20 protein-coding genes are annotated in these 22,972 nt (G+C 41.4%); 16 read left to right on the top strand and 4 right to left on the bottom strand.

Going from position 1 to position 22,972, the window contains the following annotated elements; genetic code table 11:
* Nucleotides 1-102 precede the first annotated feature (102 nt).
* The 3 genes from QR40_RS10400 to QR40_RS10410 form a co-directional block, all read right to left on the bottom strand.
* Nucleotides 103-1,158 (bottom strand): NAD(P)-dependent alcohol dehydrogenase, encoded by a 1,056-nt coding sequence (locus QR40_RS10400; RefSeq protein ID WP_044294797.1) that lies wholly within the window; start codon nucleotides 1,156-1,158, stop codon nucleotides 103-105.
* 238 nt (nucleotides 1,159-1,396) lie between these two features.
* Nucleotides 1,397-2,518 (bottom strand): ROK family transcriptional regulator, encoded by a 1,122-nt coding sequence (locus tag QR40_RS10405; RefSeq protein WP_027294538.1) that lies wholly within the window; start codon nucleotides 2,516-2,518, stop codon nucleotides 1,397-1,399.
* Nucleotides 2,519-2,635: 117 nt separating this feature from the next.
* The gene (locus QR40_RS10410) at nucleotides 2,636-3,055 is read right to left on the bottom strand and encodes a potassium channel family protein (RefSeq protein ID WP_027294539.1); all 420 of its coding nucleotides are present in this window, start codon (nucleotides 3,053-3,055) and stop codon (nucleotides 2,636-2,638) included.
* Between the two features lie 129 nt (nucleotides 3,056-3,184).
* On the opposite strand from QR40_RS10410, the gene QR40_RS10415 reads away from it, so the two are divergent.
* Nucleotides 3,185-3,511, top strand: coding sequence for a hypothetical protein (locus QR40_RS10415; protein WP_027294540.1), 327 nt, complete (start codon nucleotides 3,185-3,187; stop codon nucleotides 3,509-3,511).
* Between the two features lie 106 nt (nucleotides 3,512-3,617).
* On the opposite strand, the gene QR40_RS10420 is transcribed toward QR40_RS10415, so the two are convergent.
* Nucleotides 3,618-4,286, bottom strand: a complete 669-nt coding sequence (locus QR40_RS10420; RefSeq protein WP_044294799.1) for a YkgJ family cysteine cluster protein — start codon at nucleotides 4,284-4,286, stop codon at nucleotides 3,618-3,620.
* A 405-nt stretch (nucleotides 4,287-4,691) separates the two neighbouring features.
* On the opposite strand from QR40_RS10420, the gene QR40_RS10425 reads away from it, so the two are divergent.
* The 15 genes from QR40_RS10425 (at nucleotide 4,692) to QR40_RS10490 (ending at nucleotide 22,958) form a co-directional block, all read left to right on the top strand.
* The gene (locus QR40_RS10425) at nucleotides 4,692-4,907 is read left to right on the top strand and encodes a DUF4177 domain-containing protein (protein WP_027294542.1); all 216 of its coding nucleotides are present in this window, start codon (nucleotides 4,692-4,694) and stop codon (nucleotides 4,905-4,907) included.
* Nucleotides 4,908-5,012: 105 nt separating this feature from the next.
* The gene (locus QR40_RS32535) at nucleotides 5,013-5,135 is read left to right on the top strand and encodes a hypothetical protein (protein WP_255348041.1); all 123 of its coding nucleotides are present in this window, start codon (nucleotides 5,013-5,015) and stop codon (nucleotides 5,133-5,135) included.
* Nucleotides 5,136-6,047: 912 nt separating this feature from the next.
* Complete coding sequence (locus QR40_RS10430) at nucleotides 6,048-6,479, top strand: hypothetical protein (RefSeq protein WP_027292820.1); 432 nt, start codon at nucleotides 6,048-6,050, stop codon at nucleotides 6,477-6,479.
* Between the two features lie 309 nt (nucleotides 6,480-6,788).
* The gene (locus tag QR40_RS10435; RefSeq protein WP_044294800.1) at nucleotides 6,789-8,600 is read left to right on the top strand and encodes a sensor histidine kinase; all 1,812 of its coding nucleotides are present in this window, start codon (nucleotides 6,789-6,791) and stop codon (nucleotides 8,598-8,600) included.
* Complete coding sequence (locus tag QR40_RS10440) at nucleotides 8,578-9,813, top strand: response regulator transcription factor (RefSeq protein ID WP_044294802.1); 1,236 nt, start codon at nucleotides 8,578-8,580, stop codon at nucleotides 9,811-9,813. Before QR40_RS10435 ends, QR40_RS10440 begins: the two co-directional genes overlap by 23 nt.
* Nucleotides 9,814-9,927: 114 nt before the next feature.
* Entirely contained in the window at nucleotides 9,928-10,284 is a 357-nt protein-coding gene (locus QR40_RS10445; RefSeq protein ID WP_044294805.1) for a winged helix-turn-helix transcriptional regulator, read from the top strand.
* Between the two features lie 73 nt (nucleotides 10,285-10,357).
* Complete coding sequence (locus QR40_RS10450) at nucleotides 10,358-10,777, top strand: pyridoxamine 5'-phosphate oxidase family protein (protein WP_027292824.1); 420 nt, start codon at nucleotides 10,358-10,360, stop codon at nucleotides 10,775-10,777.
* A 306-nt stretch (nucleotides 10,778-11,083) separates the two neighbouring features.
* Entirely contained in the window at nucleotides 11,084-12,925 is a 1,842-nt protein-coding gene (locus tag QR40_RS10455; protein ID WP_044294807.1) for an extracellular solute-binding protein, read from the top strand.
* Nucleotides 12,926-12,947: 22 nt separating this feature from the next.
* Nucleotides 12,948-13,880 carry an ABC transporter permease subunit gene (locus tag QR40_RS10460; RefSeq protein WP_242849053.1) on the top strand — a complete coding sequence of 311 codons (933 nt, stop codon included), beginning with the start codon at nucleotides 12,948-12,950 and terminating at the stop codon, nucleotides 13,878-13,880.
* A gap of 121 nt (nucleotides 13,881-14,001) precedes the next feature.
* Nucleotides 14,002-14,919: a carbohydrate ABC transporter permease gene (locus QR40_RS10465; RefSeq protein WP_052430791.1), complete on the top strand. Its 918-nt coding sequence runs from the start codon at nucleotides 14,002-14,004 to the stop codon at nucleotides 14,917-14,919.
* Nucleotides 14,920-14,961: 42 nt separating this feature from the next.
* Complete coding sequence (locus QR40_RS10470) at nucleotides 14,962-17,415, top strand: glycoside hydrolase family 95 protein (protein ID WP_044294809.1); 2,454 nt, start codon at nucleotides 14,962-14,964, stop codon at nucleotides 17,413-17,415.
* Between the two features lie 74 nt (nucleotides 17,416-17,489).
* Nucleotides 17,490-19,898: a beta-mannosidase gene (locus QR40_RS10475; RefSeq protein WP_044294811.1), complete on the top strand. Its 2,409-nt coding sequence runs from the start codon at nucleotides 17,490-17,492 to the stop codon at nucleotides 19,896-19,898.
* A 344-nt stretch (nucleotides 19,899-20,242) separates the two neighbouring features.
* Nucleotides 20,243-21,094: a TraX family protein gene (locus QR40_RS10480; protein ID WP_044294813.1), complete on the top strand. Its 852-nt coding sequence runs from the start codon at nucleotides 20,243-20,245 to the stop codon at nucleotides 21,092-21,094.
* 12 nt (nucleotides 21,095-21,106) lie between these two features.
* On the top strand, nucleotides 21,107-21,475 hold the full coding sequence (locus QR40_RS10485; protein WP_027292831.1) for a BlaI/MecI/CopY family transcriptional regulator: 369 nt from the start codon (nucleotides 21,107-21,109) through the stop codon (nucleotides 21,473-21,475).
* Nucleotides 21,420-22,958, top strand: coding sequence for a M56 family metallopeptidase (locus QR40_RS10490; RefSeq protein ID WP_160295796.1), 1,539 nt, complete (start codon nucleotides 21,420-21,422; stop codon nucleotides 22,956-22,958). The genes QR40_RS10485 and QR40_RS10490 overlap by 56 nt, the downstream gene beginning before the upstream one ends.
* The last annotated feature ends 14 nt before the right edge of the window (nucleotides 22,959-22,972 follow it).

Genomic DNA, 22,972 nt, shown 5'->3' on the forward strand with positions numbered 1-22,972 from the left:
ACGCATCAGAACATACACAAAAGACAGGAACTGATTGCCCCTGTCTTTTTCTATGCTGTATTTAATATGGTTCTAGAATTTTATGCGCATACTTCTGCCTGGTTACGCTTCTTCTGATATTTTGATAACAGCCTTCACCACATCTGCCTTATTATTTACGCTGTAGTCCATTGCCTTCTGGGCTTCCTCCAGCCTGAATATATCCGTAACAATTCCCTTCAGATTTACCTTTCCGGAAGCAACTGCTTCTATTGCCATTGGATAGATATGGCGGTAGCGGAAAACGGTTTTAAAGGTCAGCTCTTTATCTAAAGCCAGACTCATTGGAAGGGTCATTTCCCCGCTCTTGCTATAGCCAACCAGGACAATGTCGGAACCTTTTTTCGTCATATGTATTGTCTGTACTGTTGTGATCTGTGTACCTGCCGTTTCGATAGCAAGATCGCAGCCCTTATTGCCTGTCAGCCGCAATACTTCTTCCACCGCATCTTTTTCTGACCCGTTGATTACTCCGTCTGCTCCTAATTCCATTGCTTTATCCAGTCTCTTCTGCATAATGTCCACCACATAAACTTTGGATACGCCCATTGCCTTTAATGCCATCATGCTAACCAGGCCGATACATCCGGCTCCCATAACAACTGCCGTCTGGCCTGCATGTGCATTTCCCTGCATTGCCGCATGGAATCCCACTGCAAGCGGTTCAATCAGTGCACCTTCTAATGTACTGACATTATCCGGAAGTTTAAAACACAGATCCGCCTCATGCGCCACATATTCCTGGAATACCCCGTCTACCGGAGGTGTTGCAAAGAATACCACATCCGGGCACAGATTATATCTGCCGGTTTTACAAAATTCACAATGCCCGCATGTCTTCCCGGGTTCCAGAGCAACACGGTCTCCTGCCTTCAAATGCGTTACGCTTTCGCCAACTTCCACAACTACGCCGCCCGGCTCATGTCCCAGTACAAAAGGAGGCTCTACCACATAATCTCCGATAGCGCCGGTTTCATAGTAATGAAGATCCGAACCGCAGATTCCTACATAATCCAATTTCACCAAAACTTCGTTTTCTTTTACCTTAGGAATCTCACGCTCTTCAAATCCCATTTTACCAATTCCATTCATCACTGCAACTTTCATTTTTCCATCCATAATCATCATTCTCCTTTACATGCTATGCATAACTTCATTTCTTTTATTAAATGTTTTATCAAAGTAATTATATTATTATTCCATTTTGCCCAAAAGTCAATCCCTAAATTTATTTTCGTTGATTCACCCAAATTATTTCGATAATATTATGTAATTTGTATAAAAAGAAACCCTTCCGGTTAAACCAAAAGAGTTTCTTTGCTAATCCAACTAGTTGGTACACTAGTCCTATCTTCACTTACTGCAAACTTTCAAAAAAAGCATCTGCAAATCCCATGGTAACTCCGTAGGCGGATGCTTCCAGTTTGTATTTTCCCATTCTGATATAGGACGTATCTATATCAAAATTATTGTATTTCAATACTCTTTTATTCAGGTCCATCCGGAATTCTTCCAGATAACCCCCAACATACCCACCCAGTATAATGTTGCAGTCAAATGCCATGCGCAGATTTGTAATGGTTAATGCCAGATACTCCAGATATTCGTCCCAGACTCTGAGGCATTCCTCATCTTGTTTCCTTAGCTTGTCAAAAAACGTCTCCAGATTTCCATCTGCATGTTCCATCAGGACTTTTGCCGCACAATAGGCATCCACACAGCCTTTTTTGCCACAATAGCAGGTTCGTCCATCCTTTTCAATTACCATATGTCCAAATTCTGCACTTTTAAAATTTTCACCCAGATACAGACGGTCATGCAAAAAGACCGCTCCGCCTACCGTATTGCTCAATGACAGATATACGGTATTTTCTGTCTCGTTTCCAAGTTCTGCATATGCTGCACTGTTTGCATCATTTTCCAACGCAAAATTAAAATCTATAAACTCATCTAAGCTTTTAAAGCTGACATTGCTCACACCCAATGTATGGGAGCGTATCAGCAGTTTCTGCTCCTGGTCTACAATTCCGGGCAGTGATATTCCCACACCCAGAATTTTTTCACTCTTTACCTTTAATTTTAAGATAAACCTTCTGATGAAGTCACCCAGCGCTTCATAATATGAAAAATCCGGTGCATATGTTTTTCTGATCCGCTCAATCTGCAAAAGTTCTTTTTTCATATTCACAAGCACAATCGTAATGTGATGATTAGTAATATCAATTCCAATCACATATCCGATATCCGGGACAATGGAAAGTGCCTTTGCCTTTCGCCCGCCGGTAGACTCATATACTCCATTTTCCACAGCGATGCCTTCCTCTACTAACTCTTTTACATTCTGCAGTGTCGTAGGCATACTTAATCCCAGTATATTTGCAATCTCAGCTTTTGATGTAACCCCTTTTGATGATATAAATTTGGCAATGCGAATCTTATTCATACGTTTCGTCTCTATTATCTTACCATTTCTTCCCATACTTTTTACCTGCTTATGAAAGTTTTATAAATCCTTTTATTAAATATATTATAGATAAGATTTTCTCATAATACAATAAAAACTTGTTTTTTCTCGCATTTTTTATTGTAAGGGACATCATTTATAACGGCTCTTCTTAATTTTATCAGAAATATCCCGGAGTTCCTCCTTAGACAACTGATCCAGGTTTTCTAATTTTTCCAGAAATACACCGGTTGTTTCATCCATTTTGCTCTGAATAAATTCCAGGTAATAACTGACCACTACCCCTGGGATAAGCGCAACGATTAAAATACCGTAAAGTCCCAAAACCACCGTGCAGATCCGCCCCACAACCGTAACCGCATAGTAATCTCCGAAACCGATGGTTGTAATAATACTAAATGCATACCACAGTGCATCTCCATATGTCTTTACTTCCGGTTCTGCCGCCAGAAATGCAAAGGAAATTGCCAGTATAAACAGCAAAAATCCAATTAACATCTTATCTACATTTGTTATTTTTAAAATTTTCCAGAGTCTCTTTAATTTTTTCATTTTATATTCCTTTTACATTTCATTTTCAGAGCGTTTTCAGATTTTTCCCGCTATTTCTCTGCACTCCCATCAAATACCAGCATAAAACCACTGCCATTTATGGTACAGTATAGATAGGAGGTGTTCATTATGAAGAAAAAGAAAATCCTTGTCACATTGGTATGTCTTGCTTCCCTTTGGGCTTTCGCCCTATGGAAAGGTCCGGAATATAAAGTAGTAAATGCATTCAGTACCGAAGCCGACCGTACCAATACCTGCGTATTGAACATTATTGTAACTAACACCTGGTCATCTGCCCAATTAAAAGAAATTGCATTGGAAACCTTTAAGGAATACCAGCATGAGAATCCGGATTCAGATGCCGATTCCTTTACTGTAAAATTCTATCATAACCAGCATGATCTTGAAAATAACGAAAACTTTGATGAAATCACTTTTGACCAGCAACTGCTATAAGCTTAGCTGCTGATTTTGTAACAGCCAATCTATTCGCAGAGTATATAGACTGCAGGAACTATGTGATACGCTGCCCCTGCATCCTATTTGTGAGGACCTTATCTCTTTATAAGGTCCTCACAAATTCTTTTGCCGTTTCCAGCCGTTCCCGAAACTGCTCATAAAAATCATTGCCTTTATCATAGGGCATTAAATAAAAATATTTCAATATGTACATCCCAACCTCTTTCATCAGATGATCGTTTTGCTCACTTTCCAGCATCTTCTGCATGTCCTTTAAAAAATAATGCCACTCCACAATAAATTGTTCATAATTTTTTGCATCCGGTGTATCAATCCATTTCCGAACCTTTATTTTAGTTCTGTTGTCCTTTTTGCATTCATGGATCTGCAAAAAATATTGAAAAGAATTGTTCTCATAAAATCTTCCAAGGGGAAAAATCCTGCATATTCCCGGTCTGAATTTATGAATACTGCATCTTCCTTCTTTATTTAAAAAAGCACAGTGCTCTGATCCTTCTGCCATTTTCAGATTTGGCAATATCATTTTGTCTACGATATTTAATGTAACTTTATCCATCAGCAGTTCCTCGAAAGAGCAATTTAGATTGGCTGTTAACCGGTAAATATCCAGAGGATCTAAAATTATGGAATCTCCCATTCCCTGACAACAGGCGGAGCACCCGTTACAATCCTGACAGTCTGCTTTCACCATATCATTTAATCCATATAATTTTCCATCCGATATTTCTTGAAGGTCTACTTCTCTAATCATATTATTTTCCTCATATAACTTTTTATTTTCATATATTAAACATTATTATATGTTATCACCTGTTTATTTTCAATAATTATCGGATGAAAAAGCAATACCACTCACCCTCACTTAAGATTTAATCCCACAATTCCTGCTTTTTCTTATTGACATAACCAGAAATGTATATTAAACTATTAGTGTAATAACAACTAATGTTATTACTTTCTCTCATAGCCCGGATCCCACGTCCGGGTTATACCTTCTTAATATATTTTACAACCTTAATTCTCATATACAATACCTTAATACCTTAATTCTCAGAAATCTTTGACATTGACAGTTTCCCTTATTATAATACTTATATAGACACTAATTAGAGTTATATATTTATACATATTTGGACGAGTCCAGGGGGATAAGATTATGAAAAAGTACGAGTATAAATTTGTGGAAATACCGAAAAAAGAAAATGGCCTCAAAACAAAAGCCGGGGACACTTTCGAAGAATGCAAAGAAACCATACTTATGGAAGCCGAAAAAGGATGGCGGCTGAAGCAGGTTGTCGTTCCATTTAATGAGAAAACCGGAATTTATTCTGCGATGAATTATCAAATAATTTTTGAACGGGAAGCACAATAATTTTATTAAAATATACGAAAACAGCTTTAGGATTTAATTTCCTGAAGCTGTTTGTTTAACTATATTGGGGTTTAGGTGAGTAATGACGCTTTGTAGATGTAGGTAGTGTACGGAAAGATGGGGGTGGGAAACTGGCATGGGCTCCGTCAGCTGGCCGCAGAACTGGTATTTTCTAACCTTTTCGAAGCGCTTTTTGGCGGCACGCGGGTATTCACCGAGAAATCCTGATGCATTTCTCGGTTCAGTACCCGCTTAGTATCCGATGGGAGCCAGTCGAATACTATCCGCCAAAAAACACTCCGAAAAGGTAAGTAAATACTCAGCTCWGCTCTACGCTTCCTCCGCCCATACCAGTTTCCCACACCCATCTTTCCGAGATAGCATTTGTTGATACAAAGCTGGTTTTCTCAGCAKGWTGGACCCCTGGGCTGTGGCAGGCTGTTCTTTATTGGATGCAACAGAGTGTGTTAMGGCAGTTCAGTGTGAAAGGGGGATGATAAGACGAAATTTTACCTGTTTTCCTGATCACAGACTTAACTGGATGTAGGTACTATAACCACAAATATACTTTAGTAGAATTTAGAGACAGTTCAGAGTGATAACATCCAGCTGGTTTATTGGTTTTTAAGTGTTCTATGCCAATAGCGTACAGCATGCCACAACCCCGGGGCCCAACCATGCTGAGAAAACCAGCTTTGTATCAATAAACTGCATCCCGGAAAGAGAAGGGGGCGGATCATGGCAGGCGTTTGGAAGGCGTATAGCAGATCTGAGCATTTACTTACCTTGCCGGAGTGTTTTTTGGTGGATAGTATTCGACTGGCTCCCATCGGATACTAAGCGGGCAGTGAGCTGCGAAATGCATCAGGATTTCGGAGCGAATGCCCGCGTGCCGCCAAAAAGCGCTCTGGGAAGGTTAGAAAATGCCAGTTCTGCGGTAAGCCTTCCAAACGCCTGCCATGATCCGCCCCCTTCTCTTTTCGCGCACTACTTCCATCTACAAAGCGTCCCCTTCCTCAGCAAAACCCAAATATACATTCCATACCATGTATATTTATGGCTCATATGGTAATCATAGGTATTGCAGGACAGGCCAATTTGTGCCTGATGTAAAATGTACGGAAAGGCAGATGGAATATTATGAATGCAAATGCAGAGTTATTAAATTTTATTTATCAGAATTCGGGAATGGGCGTGGATACGCTAAATCAGCTGCTTGATATTGTGGAAAGTGATGCGTTTCGCAAGCAGATCGAGAGCCAGTTAAAAGGATACCGGGAATTCAATGAAAAGTCGAAAGCAATGCTGAATGAGAACGGATACAATGAAAAAGATATCAGTGCTTTTCAGAAAATGACATCCAATGTTATGATTAATGTCAAAACAATGACAGATAAATCAAACAGCCATATCGCGGAAATGATGCTGACAGGAAGTAACATGGGCATTATAGATGCAATTAAGAGCATCAAAAAATATGAGCATGATGCAGAAAAAGATATTGTTTCACTGATGAAAAAACTTTTGGATTTTGAAGAAAAAAATGTAGAGAAGTTAAAAGAGTTTTTATAATTAAAAATAGAATTGACGTAAATCGATAAGCCGGAAATTTGTACATTGAGTAAACATTTACAAATTTCCGGCTTTTACTTTGTCTATTCATAGGAGGCCATTTTCTGTCCGGAGTGAAAGGCTGCGCTACGCGAATAAAGATAGAAAATACAGAAAATTAAAGGAAAAGCAAGCTTTGTTTTGACAATAAAATACCCCTATGCTATCATAAATTTTATAGACATCCTGCATCTATCCGTGGGTCTGTCGGCACATAAGCGGTCAGACACGTTCCGGTGCAGGAAATGGTTACTATTGAGGGTGGGGTAAGTGAAGATTAAGGATAAGACAGCGGGAAAAAACAGCTTTTTTAACAAGATATTTCTGGTGTATGCGTTGATTACCATCATATCCAGTTTTGTCTTGTTTCTGATATTAACAGAAAATCTGATAACGATTAAGAAGGATCAGGCGTTGGAGATGAGTGGACAGGTCATCGAATCGGTTGATTCTTTTTTGCAGTCTAAAATTGTAGATGAAAAATCTATATATCAAAAATTATACAGAGATGATGAGAAGTGGGCTCATCTGATTGAAGAGATTATCAATGAAGAACGGCAGGATTATTATACGGAGCACTTACAGGAAGTGCAGAAAAATATCACACAGACGGTATATGCCGTAGATAACCAATTTAACGGCACTTTTTTGTATGGAAAAAATACCGGGAAGATATTGCAGTTTGGATCATTTCAAAACTCGGGGGAATATCAATTTTTTGTGAATACGGTCCATGATTTTGCATATCTGGAAGAGTCAAAGACAAAACTGGTATCCGCCCGGAATGAATATACGGGTAATAATTCTTTTTCTATTTTTATTTTTGACCCGATCCGTGATCCTGCAAATTTTGCAACTAAAATCGGGACGATGGCTATGTGTTTTAATGCCAAGAATATTCGCAATTGTTACCGGAGATTTGATAAATATATCAAGGGAAGTGTTTGGGTGATGGATGAAAATGGAGGTCTGATATATGATTCGTCGTCAGAATATCAATTAGAAGGAGCATTTCCCCAAATGGATCTGCTGATTGAAAGGGACAGCACTTTATCCGGTAAGGATATGATCTATAATTCTGTTTATAACAGTGAAGGCGGCTATTATGTAATCAATCCCATTCCTATGGCGGCGATTATGGATGATGTCAGGGTCTTGCAGTACAATATTTTCAAAGTTATGATTCTGGTGCTTTTATGCGCCGCACTTTTGAATTTTATCAGTACAAAGTTTTTTGCCAACCGGGTGAGGGCCATTAAGGAAACCATGGATCAGGTGAAACAGGGGAAGCTTACTAACTTTAAGAAACAGCGCAGATACCGTGATGAAGTGGGATATATACACTCGGAACTGATTGAGATGTGCGCCGTTTTGGATGCCCACATTAAGAAAGAGTATGTCTATCAGCTTCGTCAGAAGGAGATGGAACTCTATGCTCTGCAGGCGCAGATTGATCCGCATTTCTTATATAATTCACTGGAGGCAATTCGGATGAACCTGTATATGAAGGGCGAAGAAGAAGCAGGAAAAATGATTTGGATTCTCTCTGATATGTTCCGGAATATTATGAAAAAAGATGTGGTGGTAACAAACAGGGATGAAATGAATTATGTAAAATCTTACCTGGAGCTATATCGGTTCCGTCTGGGGAACCGCATGGAGTATGAGATAGAAGTCCATGAGGAGGTTTATCGCTATGCTACCATTAAGCATATTTTACAACCTATATTAGAAAATGCACTGGTACATGGAATACAGGATGTAGGCACGGAGGAACATCCCTCCAGAATAAAAATACTGGCAGAGAAACAAGGGGAAGATATTGTATTTACCATTTCTGACAGCGGAAGTGGAATTGAAACTGAGAGGCTGCAGGAAATCCGGGAGAATCTGGAAAAGGATGAGCTGTTTCAGAAATCCATCGGAATCTATAACGTAAATAACAGGCTGCGGATTGTATACGGAGACGATTATATGCTGCAGATTTTCAGCAAGGAAATGGAAGGTACAGAAGTAATATTAAAAATAAAAGCAATGAAGAAAAAGGAGTTGGAGAGTTATGTACGGGATATTAATTGTTGATGATGAGCCAATGATCTGCGAGGGACTGAAAGCATTTGCTGACAGATGGGACTATTCTTTTGAAACGGTGCTGACTGCACGCAATGGGGAAGAAGCCCTCGCGGTCATAGCGAAAGAGTCACCCCAGATTCTCATTACCGATATCCGGATGCCGAAAATGGATGGTGTGGAGCTGCTGCAAAGAATCCGGGAGTTAAAAATGGACATCCATGTTATCGTACTAAGCGGATATGATGATTTTGAGTATGTGCGGGCAATGGCGGTTCTGGGAATTGAAAATTATCTTTTAAAACCTGTCAGTCATGAAGAACTGGGACAGACATTAAAAATTGTGATCAAGCATCTGGATCAGGAACGCAACCTGAAAATGAAAGCCCAGCTGGACATTAATCTCATCCGTGAAAATATAATCAACCGCTGGATGTATGGATCAATTGGAGAAAATGAACTTCAGGAAAGAGCGGATTTTTTGGAACTGGATTTAGAAGCAGCGTCTTATCAGCCCTGTATTCTGCGTCTTCTTGGAAAAGATATGAAACGGGAGATCGAGCTTAAAAATCAAATACACCGTATTTGTATTTCTATTTTGTCTGAAAGATGTGTCTGTTATTATTCGCGTAATTACGATGGGGATACCATAGTGGTCTTCTGCCGGAATGAGGAAGAAAAAGACCAGTTACCTATCATACAGGCAATTAACCAATGTGTGGAAATGGTATTAAATGAACTGCAGGTTAAATTGTATGTATTGCTGGGAAGTCCGGCTGAAGATTACTGGAAGGTGGCAGACAGCTTTGCAAAAGCAGTGGCTGGAGGCATTTATCTGGATAAAATTCCGAATGAGTCAGCTGGGGATGAACCGGAAGAAAGCAGCAACTCTTCACCGTTTTCCCTGCGATTGGCAAATTATGTGCTGGAGCATTATGAGGAAGATCTGTCCCTGAAATCCCTGGCTCAGCATTTCCGGGGCAATGCAGCCTATATCGGCCAGATCTTCAAAAGAGACATCGGCAGATCGTTTTCCGATTACTTAAAAGAAATCCGGATTGAAAAAGCAAAAGAGCTTTTGAAAAAGGGAAATAGCAGTGCGAAAGAAATATCCGCCAAAGTTGGTTTTCAGAATACTACATACTTTTGTGCTGTATTTAAAAAAGAGACAGGGGTTAGTCCCGCAGAGTATAAGAAAATATTTGGAGAAAATGCCCGTTTGTAAGGACTGGTACATCATTGCGTAATTAACAGTGAATTTAACAATGAATTTAATAATGCTCTGGCTTTATCCATTCGGATAAGAAACCGGAAAATAAATATACAGGAGGGATGCAGCGTGAAAATACGAGGTGAGTATACATGTCCGTTAGAAATGACACATGATATCATAAAAGGAAAATGGAAGCCCATTATTTTGTGGCAGCTTAGTAAAGGCGGATTTTCACTATCCAATCTAAAAAAATCCATTCAGGGGGTCAGTCAAAAAATGCTCGTACAGCATCTGAATGAGCTTTTAGAGTATGGGCTGATAGACAAAACAATAAATGACGGTTACCCGCTAAAATCAAACTACTTTCTTACAGAGCGGGGGAAAAAGATTTTTGAAGCAGTATCAATTATGCAAAGCGTGGGAATAGAAATGATGATAGAAGATCATCGGGAGGATTTTCTGAAAGCACAAGGATTGTTATAGTTACAAAAAAGTGACTTATTTACGATTCTCCATGTCTCACTTATAATAAGGGTAAAAATAAGGAGGTGCTAAAGTGAAAGATCCGGTAAAAACAATTGGAAATTTAATTGATAAGCAAAGCGTTTCATTTATAAGTTCTGTGGATGAATCTGGCTGTCCAAATACGAAAGCCATGTTACCGCCACGAAAAAGAGAGGGAATCAAAGTGTTCTATTTTACAACGAATACTTCATCCATGAGGGTGGGGCAGTATAAGAACAATCCTCAGGCATGCATATATTTTTGCGATAAAAGATTCTTTAGGGGCATTATGCTGACTGGCACAATGGAGGTTCTGGAAGACCGTGAACACAAAGAGCTGATATGGCAGGAAGGTGATACCATGTATTACTCAAAAGGTGTGACTGACCCGGATTACTGTGTATTGCGTTTTACTGCCAGACAGGGCAGATATTATAGTAATTTCAGCTCTGAAACATTTGAAATTGAATAATTTTTGTATAAAAGTCTCTGTATCGCCTAACGGCAGGACAGAGATTTTTTTGTTCATAATATGCCGGGTATGAGCGCAAAAACACTATAAAATATATACGATATTCCTAACAATAATTTTTATAACAATATATAATTATTTAAATTGTATAAAAAAATAATATGTTCTATGATATTTATAGTAAATAAATGCATGGCACTGCAAGGTTAGACAAAACGCATGCCTTGATGCATATTCTGGATTTTGGCCAATCAGAAGGAGTGTATTTACCGGGAAAATAAAAGATAAAAAGGTGGAGGTAAGTGAATGAAAAGAAGAATGAAATCAGTCGTAAGTATTTTGTTGGCAGCAGCTATGGTTTCAACTATGGCAGGATGTGGAGGCGAACAGGAGTCTGGAGCAGATGCCGGAAAAAAAGTGGATACGGGTGGGAATGCAGATTCCTCGGAAAATGGGAACGATGATGTGGTGACTTTGAAGATGTTCATACGGAATCAGTCCAAATACACAGGATTGCAAGAGGATCCCGTGGCAAAATATATCGAAGATAAATTGGGAATAAGAATTGAGCTGACCGTAGACTCAAGTCTTGGAAATACAACGGCACAAACAAGTACCTTTAATGAACTTCTGGCGACGAAGCTGGCAAGTAACGATCTGGATGATATTATGGATTTTGGTTCACCTGCGGGAAATCCGGAGATTCTAAATAATCTAAACAGGGCAGTGGAAGCCGGGATGATTATTCCATTAGATGATCTGGCTGCTAATACAGAGCATATCGGAAAAGATCCAAGGCTTACCATTCGAAATGAATACCGCAGAGACCATATGTATCAGGACGGACATTTTTACAGCCTGGGCGGCTGGGGCGGAATGGGACTGGATCAATTGCCCGGAAGTGCCAACTGGGTGCGCTGGGATTTATACAAAGAGATGGGATATCCGGATATTAAGACAGATGAAGAATTTCTGGATATGTTAAAAGAAATGCAGGATAACAATCCACAGACACCGGCAGGTGAAAAGATCTATGCTCTGGGCGGGGGTTTTGCGGATCCGCAGGGGATGGGCGATGGATTTGTCAACCGGGATTATCCTCTCTCCAAAGGTTACGAACCTATCGAAGGAAATTATGCAGTATATTTGAACCATGGGACGAAACAGGTAGAGGCACCATTATTAGATCCTGACAGTTTTTTCTGGAAAGGTGTAGACTTCTACTATAAAGCTAATCAGATGGGATTGATTGATCCCGGTGCGGTGACCATGAGCAGTTCCGAGTACAAAGAAAAAACGGACAAGGGCGGTTATCTTGCTGCTTTAAACGGCTGGCAGGTCATGAATAAAGAAGCACTTCTAGATGGTTTGGGTATGAAAGATTCCGGATATATGCCGATTAAGATGCTGGATGATGTGCAGTCTATGTCGATTTACTGGGAATCAGTTGTGGGTGGAAATGAATTTGCGATTACCAGTAAGTGCAAATATCCGGAGAAAGCAATGGAATTTCTGGACTGGTGCTTCTCGGAAGAAGGATCCCGCATGATTACGCAGGGAGCAGAAGGCATGGCATATGAAGTAAAGGACGGTATTCCCACGGTTACCGATCAATACGTAGCAGATAATCAGGGCGGCGTGGTAGATATGGCGGAAACATACGGAAAGTGGAAATATGCCGGAATTAACGCCTTCCAGCACATTGATGTAGATTCTGACGGCAATTATATCCAACCTGAACAGACACCGAATCTGGATAATTATACAGCGGTAAAGAAAGATGCCCTGGCATTCTACGGAGCGGACAGTTTTACGGATTATTTTAAAAATTATAAGACCAGAAGCGGTGAAAAGCTTCCAAATGTGATCTGGTCTACCTACACCAGCGGTATCGGCTCCAAACCGGATGATATCAAACAAAAGTATGCCCAGATTAATGAATATATGTATAAAGCAGTATTTAAGCTTGTTTATGCAAAAGATGAAAATGAATTTCAGACTTTAAAGCAGGAAACCATGGATAAGGTTGCAGGAATGGGTGTAGATGATGTAGTGAAATGGTACACGGACCGTTTTGACCAGCTGCACAAAGATCTGGATCCCATGATCGACAAAGCTATGACTGCTTATAAAATAGATTTAAAATAATAAGGCGAAAGGAGGTAGTTGTTTGAAAAATTTAATATGTAATGTCAGCGGCAGAAATGGCGCTACAAAGCGGAAGCTCTTGCTGATCAGCCTGCCCTTTATTATGTTTATATCGGCATTTTGCTATGCCCCTCTGGCAGGCTGGATTATTTCTTTTTTTAAATACTATCCGGGAATTCCCCTGAATAAGCTGGAATTTGTAGGTCTGCAAAATTTCAGGATGTTTTTCAGCAATGGAGAACAGGTATTAAACGTAGTAAGGAATACATTTGTACTCAGCGGGCTGATTATTATAACATTGCCGGTCCCGGCATGTTTTGCAATTCTATTAAATGAACTTTCCACCAGGCGGTTAAAAAAGGTGGTGCAGACATTTTCCACCATACCATATTTTATTTCATATGTATTGTTGTATCTGGCTTTTGTGACGATTCTTTCTCCTTCAGATGGAATGCTAAATACACTGCTGTATGAAAAACTGCATCTTATTGACCAGCCGTTAAATGTACTTACCAATCCCAAAACGGCATGGACAGTGCAGACCTGTACTTATTTATTTAAAAATATGGGTTACAGTGCCATTTTATATCTATCGGCAATAGCCAGTATCGATACCCAGCTGTATGAAGCAGCTGAAGTAGATGGTGCAGGCAGATTCCAGCGGATGCTTCACATTACGGTTCCCGGGCTGGTCTCTACTTTCGTTGTATTATTGGTTCTGGGACTTGGAAATGTGCTCTCGGGAGCAGGATTTGAACAGTATTATGTCTTCGGAAATGCCATGGTATTGGATAAGCTGGAAGTAATTGATACCTATACTTATAAAATGGGAATTGTACAGGGAAATTATTCCTTTGGTACTGCGATGAGTATGATGAAATCGCTGTTAAGTGTTGGGTTATTGCTGTTTTCTAACTCTATCGTGAAGCGTATTCGGGGCAGTTCTATCTTTTAAGATCACACTGCTTATTTAGGAATATCGTAAACCGGTTTGCGATATTCATGGGTTAAAAGTTGAAAGAAAATTGCTAAGTAGAAAGGAAGCCACACTGTGATTCTTTCAACTTGATTTATTTGTGGCAGTATTGCAGCAAGTCCTGCAATATGCAATGGGTGCAATAATGAAAAAAAAGATGACTGTATTCGATGTTATCAATATTATATTTATGCTTCTTGTGCTGATAGTCTGCATCTATCCCTTTTACTGCCTGTTAATCAGTTCATTCAGCGATCCCAAGCAGGCAGAAGGGTGGTTTTTCATATTTCCCACCAATGTATCGCTGAACAGTTACCGGGAAATCTTTGGCAATAACAGGATACTGCAGCCAATTGTGATTTCCCTGTCAAGAGCAGTAATTGGAACCGTGATCACGCTGGTGTGCTGCAGCATGTTTGCCTATCTGGTAACCCAGAAAGAGCTGCCATACCGCAAAGGAATCTATAAATTTGTTGTAGTTACCATGTATCTGAATGCAGGAATGATCCCCTGGGTAATCACCATGGTAACTTATGGATTGAAAAATAATTTCTTTGTGTATGTAATACCTACTGCCATGTCAGCGTTTTACATTATACTAATCAAAACATATATTGAAGGAATTCCGGCGGAACTGGAAGAGTCTGCAAGAATGGATGGGGCAGGATTTTTTACCACCTTCTTTAAAATAATACTTCCAGTATCAACCCCGATTCTCGGCGCGGTAGCAATGTTCAGTGCGGTTGCCCAGTGGAATTCCTGGTATGATAACCTGATGCTGGTGCAGGATAACGGTTTAAAGACACTGCAGCTGATGCTGTATCAGGTAATTCAAAACATGAACGTAGTTATGAATGACCCTAAGACGGCTGGAACGGCAATGGTAATGAACCGCCCGTCTATTCTGTCGGTACGTTCCGCTATTGCAATGCTCACCATCATTCCTGTCCTGGCAGTATATCCGTTTATGCAAAGGTATTTTACAAAAGGAATTATGATGGGAGCAGTGAAAGGCTAATACAGCATCGCAGGCGGATCCCGCTATAAAGGGGGTTTAAGGTTGAAAGAAAATTACGATGCAGAAAGGACGCCACGATGTGATTCTTTCAATCTGTTTGATTGTGGCAGTATTGCAGCTTGCCTGCAATATGCAATGGGAATAAATATGAATAACAGAGATATATTATGGTATCGGCAGCCGGCAAAGAAGTGGATTGAGGCGCTGCCCCTGGGAAATGGCAGAATAGGGGCTATGGTATATGGAGGCGGGCTTTCGGAGCGGATCCAGATTGATGAATCTACGTTCTGGTCAGGAGAACCTTCTTCGGAAAACAACCGTCCTGGTACAAAAGAGCTGTTAGGTCAGATACGGCAGGTTTTATTAAATAAGGATTATGAAAAGGCAGATCATCTTGGCAGAAATCTAACCGGAAATAAAAATAATTATGGAACCAATATGCCTGTGGGGGAATTAGAATTAGACCTGTGTATGGAGGGGGATGAATGTAAGGCGTCTGATTTACGAAGAAGCCTGGATATCAGTGCCGGTATTGCAAATACAGAATTTACTATTCATAACAATCCATTTGTCCGGGAAGTATTCGTATCCGGTCCCCACCAGATCGTATTGATGAAGTTTTATTCCTGGCAAAAAGTAAAATTTCAGATTAAAATCCGTTATGACGGAATCGGAAATAATACCGGAATAACAGGAATAGAAGATGAGGATTACCTGATTAACGGGGATGCATTGGAGGATCTCCACAGTGATGGAAAATGCGGTGTTCATTTAAACGGCAGAATCCGTGTCCTGACCGATGGGAAATCCAGATATGAATCCGGGTGTATTGTAATAGATCAGGCGACGGCAATAGAGCTGCGGATGGGGCTGGCAACCAATATGTTTATGGATGACGCGGATCATATGGTAAAAGAACAGCTGAATGCAGTGCAGAGCCAAACTTATGAAGAGCTAAAGGAAATCCATATTCGTGACGTGAAGGATCGGTATCGTAGAATGGATATCCGGTTGGAGGGCGGGAAAGAAACAGCTGTGGCAGAGAGAAAAACCGCAGGAATGGCAGAACCAGATACAGCCGTTCCTTGGAATCTTCCTACCGATGAAAGAATCGAACAGGCAGCAGCAGGTGCAAGTGACCCTGATCTGTATGCCCTCATGTTCCAATACGGAAGATATCTGCTGATCGCTTCCTCCAGGGAAGACGCACCTCTTCCCACTCATATGGGTGGTATCTGGAATGATAACATTTACAATCGGATAGACTGTACCCAGGACATGCATATTGATATGAATATACAGATGCAGTACTGGCTGGCAGGTGCCTGCAACCTTACGGAAGCATACTGGCCGTTATTTCACTGGCTGGAGCAGACGCTGGTCCCCTCCGGCAAAAAGACAGCCAGGGAAGCATATGGGGTGAAGGGATGGACTGCCCATGTAACGTCAAACCCCTGGGGTTTCACTTCACTTGGTTGGTCTTATAACTGGGGTGTCTTCTCCTTTGGGGGTGCGTGGACAGCCGCGCTGTTATGGGATTATTACGAGTTTACAAAAGACAGGGCATTCCTGAAAGATTTCGCGTATCCGATTCTGGAAGGTGCAGCTCAGTTTGCAGTGGATTATTTATTTTTTGATGAAGTTACCGGGTGGTATATGACAGGACCCTCCTATTCTCCGGAAAATCAATTCTCCATAGATGGTAAAAACTATTTTCTGTCCCTGTCCACCACCTGCGATGTAGTGCTGGTCAGGGAGATTCTGGAAATTGCAAGAAAAGCTTCAAAGGAACTGGAGAGCGCCGACCTGGAATTGGTGGGGCGCATAGATCAAATATTGCCAAAGCTTCCGCCTTATCAAATCGGAAAAAAAGGGCAGATTCAGGAATGGATGGAAGATTTTGAAGAACCGATTCCAAATCACAGGCATACTTCCCATCTGCTGGGGCTGTATCCATTTCATCAGATTGATGCCCGGGCAGACCAGGATTTAAAGCATGCGGCTCAGAAGACATTAGAGCTGAGGTATGAAAATTTTGAAATCACATCCTGGGGAATGGCGATGCTTGTGGGATATCATGCCAGAATGAACGATGGGGAACAGGCTTGGAAAATACTGAATGATACGGTTAAGAGACTGGTAAAACCTAATCTGGCATCGGTTATGAGCGATGAGACATCCATGTGGTGCGGTACCTGGGAACTGGATGGAAATACCGGAATTACAGCAGGGATCGGTGAGATGCTGTTACAGAGCTTTGAAGATCAGGTAGTAGTTCTGCCGGCACTTCCGGCGGATTGGAAGCATGGGCATTTGAAAGGCAGCCGTATCAGAGGCGGACATACCGCAGATGTTGAATGGGAAAATGGAAAGCTCATATCATTTCAGATAATGGGAGCGTGCAGTGATAAAAAGAGAATCCGCTATGGTGAAAAAGAGATGGAGGTCCAGCTGCAGGAGGGCGTTTGGGCAATATTAGATCAGTTGAAGGATTAGGGCATGTCTGAAAAATCATTGCATCTATCTGCACGTCCCACTTTGCGGGTTAGATCTGAACAGGAGAACTCAAAATGATAGAATTAAATTTAAATGGAACCTGGGAAATGAGAGCCAGGGGAGAAGAAAGATGGATTCCTGCAGTGGTACCCGGATCCGTATATGAAGATCTGCTGCGGGAAGGAGAGATACAGGATCCCTTTTACCGGGATCATGAAGCGGGAGCCAAAGCAGTTTCCGAAAAAGATTACGATTACAGGCGCAGGTTTCTGGTGAGTCCTGAATTGTTAAGCATGGACAGTATCCAGCTGGAATGTCAGGGGATTGATACCATTGCAGACATTCATATTAATGGAATATTGGTGCGGCATTGTGAAAATATGCATATGGTGCTGGAAGCAGAGGTAAAAGCAGCGTTAAGAATGGGAGAAAATGAAATTACCGTATCCTTTACCTCACCTTACAGACAAATCGAGAACATAAAAGCAAAACATCCTTATATGGATCTGGACCGTCACCTCTTCCAGGCAAAAATGCAGATGAGAAAAGCAGCCTGTATGTTTGGATGGGACTGGGGACCTGAACTTGCAGATATGGGAATCTGGCGTCCGATTTCCCTCAAAGGATACCGGGCTGGCAGGATTCAGGAACTGCAGATCCGACAGAACCACCGGTTTGGAAAAGTAGAGTTGGTTTGTGATATAGAATGGGAGACCTTTTTGCCGGATACGAAGTGCGGGATCAGTATTTTATCCCCAGAGGGCGAAGTGCTCTGTGAAGAGGCAGCTGTTGATGGACACCTGACCTGTATGATAGAAAATCCCCGGCTTTGGTGGTGCATTAATTATGGAGAACAGCCGCGCTATATCGTATGTGCAAAGCTGTGGCATGAAAATGAAATCGTTCATATGCTGGAAAAGAAAATAGGACTGCGTACCCTGACAGTGAAACAGGAAAAAGACTGCTTTGGTGAAACATTTCATTTTGTAATCAATGATGTTGAAGTCTTTGCAAAGGGCGCAGACTACATACCGGAAGACAGCCTGTTTGGAAGAATACGGGAAGAAAAATCACGGCAGCTCATTGACAGCTGTATAAAAGCAAACTTTAACATGATTCGAATCTGGGGCGGAGGAGTATACCCCGCAGAAGCATTTCTGGATTATTGCGATCAGACCGGTATAATGGTATGGCAGGATTTTATGTTTGCCAATATCGTTACGATCTGGGAAGGAGATGAACGGGCAAATATGGAGGCAGAGGTAGTTCAGCTTACCAGAAGACTGCAGCATCATCCCTGTATTGCATTGCTTTGCGGAAATAATGAAACGGAGCTGATGGTCTGGGACACGATGGAACAGAAATATAAAGATATGTATGTACAGCAGTTTGAAGTGGATATGAAAGCCCTGGTCTCAAAAGAAGCACCGGATATCTTCTATTGGCCCAGTTCTCCGTCTTCTTCCGGAAGTATGCAGGACGTGGAAAATATGGATATAGGGGATACCCATGACTGGAACGTCTGGCATGGACAGAAACCATTTACGTATTTCCGGACAACTTTTCCCCGCTTTAACTCTGAATTTGGATTGCAGTCCTTTCCCTGCATGAAGACAATCGAAAGCTTTACCTTACCGGAAGACAGAAATATATTTTCTTATGTAATGGAGGGCCATCAGAAGAGTAAAAACGGAAATGAAGTGATAAATACTTATATTGCACAATATTTTAAGTTTCCAAAAGACTTTGCATCCTTTGTTTATCTTTCACAGATGATTCAGCTGGAGGGCATTCGTTATGGGGTGGAGCATTGGCGGAGAAACCGTAATGACTGCCGCTGCATGGGGGCGTTATTCTGGCAGATCAATGACTGCTGGCCGGTTGCCTCCTGGGCAAGCATCGACTGCTTCGGAAGATGGAAGGCACTGCAATATGGAGCGAAGCGTTTCTTTGAGCCGGTACTTGCCTCTGCCTGTGAAGAGGGGACAAAAGTAGAACTCCATCTTACGAATGAGACACTGGTGAAGGTACAGGGAACTTTAAAGTGGCAGCTGCGCCACGTGGAGCGGGGGCTTATCAAAGAAGAGGAGTTTCTGTGTTCGGTAGAAAGGCTGCATTCTGAGTGTATCAAAGTAATAGATTTTCAGGAGGAATTGCAGCAAGAGGAAGATTACCGCAGATATTATGCAGCATATGTCTTTACCATGGAGGAGAAAACAATTGGAAGCGGAACAGTTATCTTTAAGCCTGCAAAACATTTTGATTTCCAAAAGCCAGAGATTCACTGTGAAAAGCTGGACGGAAATACCTACCGGATTACCGCAGGGCAGTTCTGCAAATTTGTAGAAATCAGTTTTCAGGAGGATTTGTTGCTAAGTGACAACTATTTTGATCTGGTTCCGGGTATGGAGAAGATCATCACGACAGATAGACAGACCCGGGAAATACCGGTGATAACCAGTCTGTATGACAGCTATGATTAAGCTGCCCGTTAATATTATGCCTGAATTTGAACACGGATATAATGATTTTTCAGCCATATTTATTCCCATTTTGCAGGCAAGCCTGCAATACTGCCACAATCAAACGGGTTGAAAGAATCGCATAGTGGCATCCTTTCTGTATCGTAATTTTCTTTCACACTTTATTTTCTGAAGATATCTTTCCATTCTACTTCTTATCTTAATCTCAAGCCGTTTAACAGATCGTGACAAAGAACGTATCTGTCAGACGGCTTATCTGGTACAGTACACAGAAATGATATTTTATACTTGAAAAGATTTTCTTGACATTCCAATTAGACAAATGTATAATTCAAATAAGACAATTGTCTAATAAGAAAGAAGGTGTAAATATAAATACAAGAAAAATAAAAATAATTGCGGTACTTGCTATGCTGACCGATCATTTAATCTGTCAGTACTATGGTCCTGATTTTTTCTGTGTCAGGGATGTGGTAAGAGGAAACCTGTATGATTTCTTTGGAAGCTTTCCGGCAATAGAGGGAATAGCAATTAGATGTATTCAGGCACTGGCTTATTCAGTGGGAATCATCGGCAGAATGGCGGCAGTCCTGTTTTTCTTTCTGCTGGCAAATGGATTTCAACACACGAAAGATGTAAGAAAATATATCGGAAGGCTCCTGTTTTTCGGTGTGCTTGCTCAAATACCATATACGTTATTTGGTGAAGGCCATCTGATACCAATAACCGAAATGCGGTTTAACATTATGTTCACTATGGCAGTGGATTTATTCGCTCTCTGGTGCAGCCGGCGCCTAAAATCCAGGCCGGTAATTGCCGCAATGGTGGTTCTGTTCCTTACATGGGTTACAGTAAAACTGGATCTGGAATATTCTTACCAGTGTGTTGCATATGTGTTTTTCTTCTATTACAGCAGGAATTTGAGCAAAGCAAAACGGGGTACTATCGGCGTTCTGCTAGCAGCAGGACTTCAGCTTTGGCGTTTCCAAAGTTTTCTATTTGATTTTGATATCCGGATGGTTACTACAATCGGAATGTACATAGCAGGGCATTGTCTTGCGGTTTTGCTAACTTTAAAGTACAATGGAGAAAAAGGAAAACAATCCAAAGCATTTCAATATTTCTTTTACGGATTTTATCCCGGACATCTTCTGGTGCTGGGATTGATACAGATGATGCTTTATCGAGTTGGTTAGGAGGATACAGACATGAAAAAATTACCGGATGCGGAATTTGAAGTTATGAAACAGGTGTGGGAATGTGAACAGCCGGTCACGGCTCCCATGCTAATGGAAAGAATGGAGGAAAAAGGCTGGAAGGCACAGACGCTGATCAGCCTGTTGATCCGACTGACAGAACGGGGGTTTCTAAGAAGTGAGAAAAGAGGCAGGGAGCGGATATACTGGACCCAGATTCAAAGAGACGAATATCTGGCATTTGAAACCCAGAACTTTGTAGAAACCCATCACAGTAATTCTATCAGCAGCTTGATGGCATCGCTGTATGATGGGGGAAAGCTTGATGACAACAGTATTGGGGAACTGGAGGCATGGCTGGCCGATTTGGAAAAGAGGTGAAACATACCGGATGTTTGATTTATTAATTTCTCTTATCATTTCTTCTGTTTTAATGACTGCAGCAGCGGGGATATTATTAATTGTATTGCGTAATGACCTGCTGCAGTGGGTAGCTCCTTCCGGGCGGGCACTTTTATGGATGGTTTTAATCGCCGGATTGTTATTTCCTATGAAGCCTGTTGTATTTACTCCCATGGTGGAAGTAAAAGCGCCGGAATTTTTACAGAGTACATCCGTATTTAAGTCTGCAGAAGCTTTTACGCAGGATCGGGGGGCAGAAAAAGAAAACTATACATCTGGGGGAGTCACAACTCAGACCGGTTCATCTTTGGATTATGGGGTGCTTCTGTTCTGGGGAATCGTTGTGGTCTGGATATCAGGAGTGATGGTGGTGACAGTCCGGGGGCTTGGGAAATGGGTTTCTTTTCGGAACATGCAACGCAGATGGTGCCAGGAAATTAACGATCCATGGATGGATAAATGCCTGGAAGCAGCAGGCAGGCCCCTTGGTATAAAAAAATGCCGGAAGATATACCGTTGTCCTTTTGTGGAAACGGCTTTGCTTACCGGTCTTATTCACCCTGTTATTCTGGTACCGGAGAAAAACTATACCGAATTGGAAACAATTTTGATTTTACGCCATGAACTGGCACATTATATGAGATGGGATCTGTGGGGGAGAACAATTGCGGCTCTGGCATCAGCTTTACATTGGTTCAATCCTGCCGTTCGTTGGATATGCAGGGAATATATGCATCAATGTGAACTTGCATGTGATACACTTGTTTTAAATCAGGCAGATAAAGGACTGCGGTTTCAATATGCGTCGATTCTCATTGGTGCGGCAAGGACACCCGTCAAAAAATATCCCGTGTCGGTAGGTTTTCGCCTATCGGGGAATTTAGTTCATATGAAAGAACGTATCCGTGAGACTACAGAACATCTGCCCAAGAAGAAAGGAATACTGCCAGTCGCTGTTTTATGCAGTCTGGTACTGTGCTCCGGATCTGTTATGGCACTTGCACAGGACAAAGAGGGAGCAGATATTTTTCCGTACCAATCCATATCAGGAGGTATCGCAATCGTCTCTGATATAATGGGTGGTATCCAATCAGAAGCATATCCGGATACAGATTCTGATCCGGTAAAAGTACCCGAGGGTTATAAAGAGGTAAATGCAAATGTGGATGATGAAGGGATAACCTATCGTCTGGTTGCTGCCTTGTATGAGCAGGAAGGTATGGATATCCGCAATGATAAAATGGCAATCCGAATGAATAACGAGGATCTGGCATTGATAGATCCCAATGAGAAAATTCCGGTCAGCCCCATGACAGGAGGGACGCCGCCCTGGCTGGTAAAGGCGTATGTAAATGGCCGGGATGTTTGGGAGCTTATAAAGTACGGGTCAGATATGTCCGAAATAAAACAGAAGATCAGCAATGCTCTGATGGAAGCAGTAGGCGGAGACTATGACAGTTAAGAAGCGTTCAGTAA

Origin of the sequence: Robinsoniella peoriensis, assembly GCF_000797495.1 — a bacterium.
Lineage (GTDB): Bacteria > Bacillota > Clostridia > Lachnospirales > Lachnospiraceae > Robinsoniella > Robinsoniella peoriensis.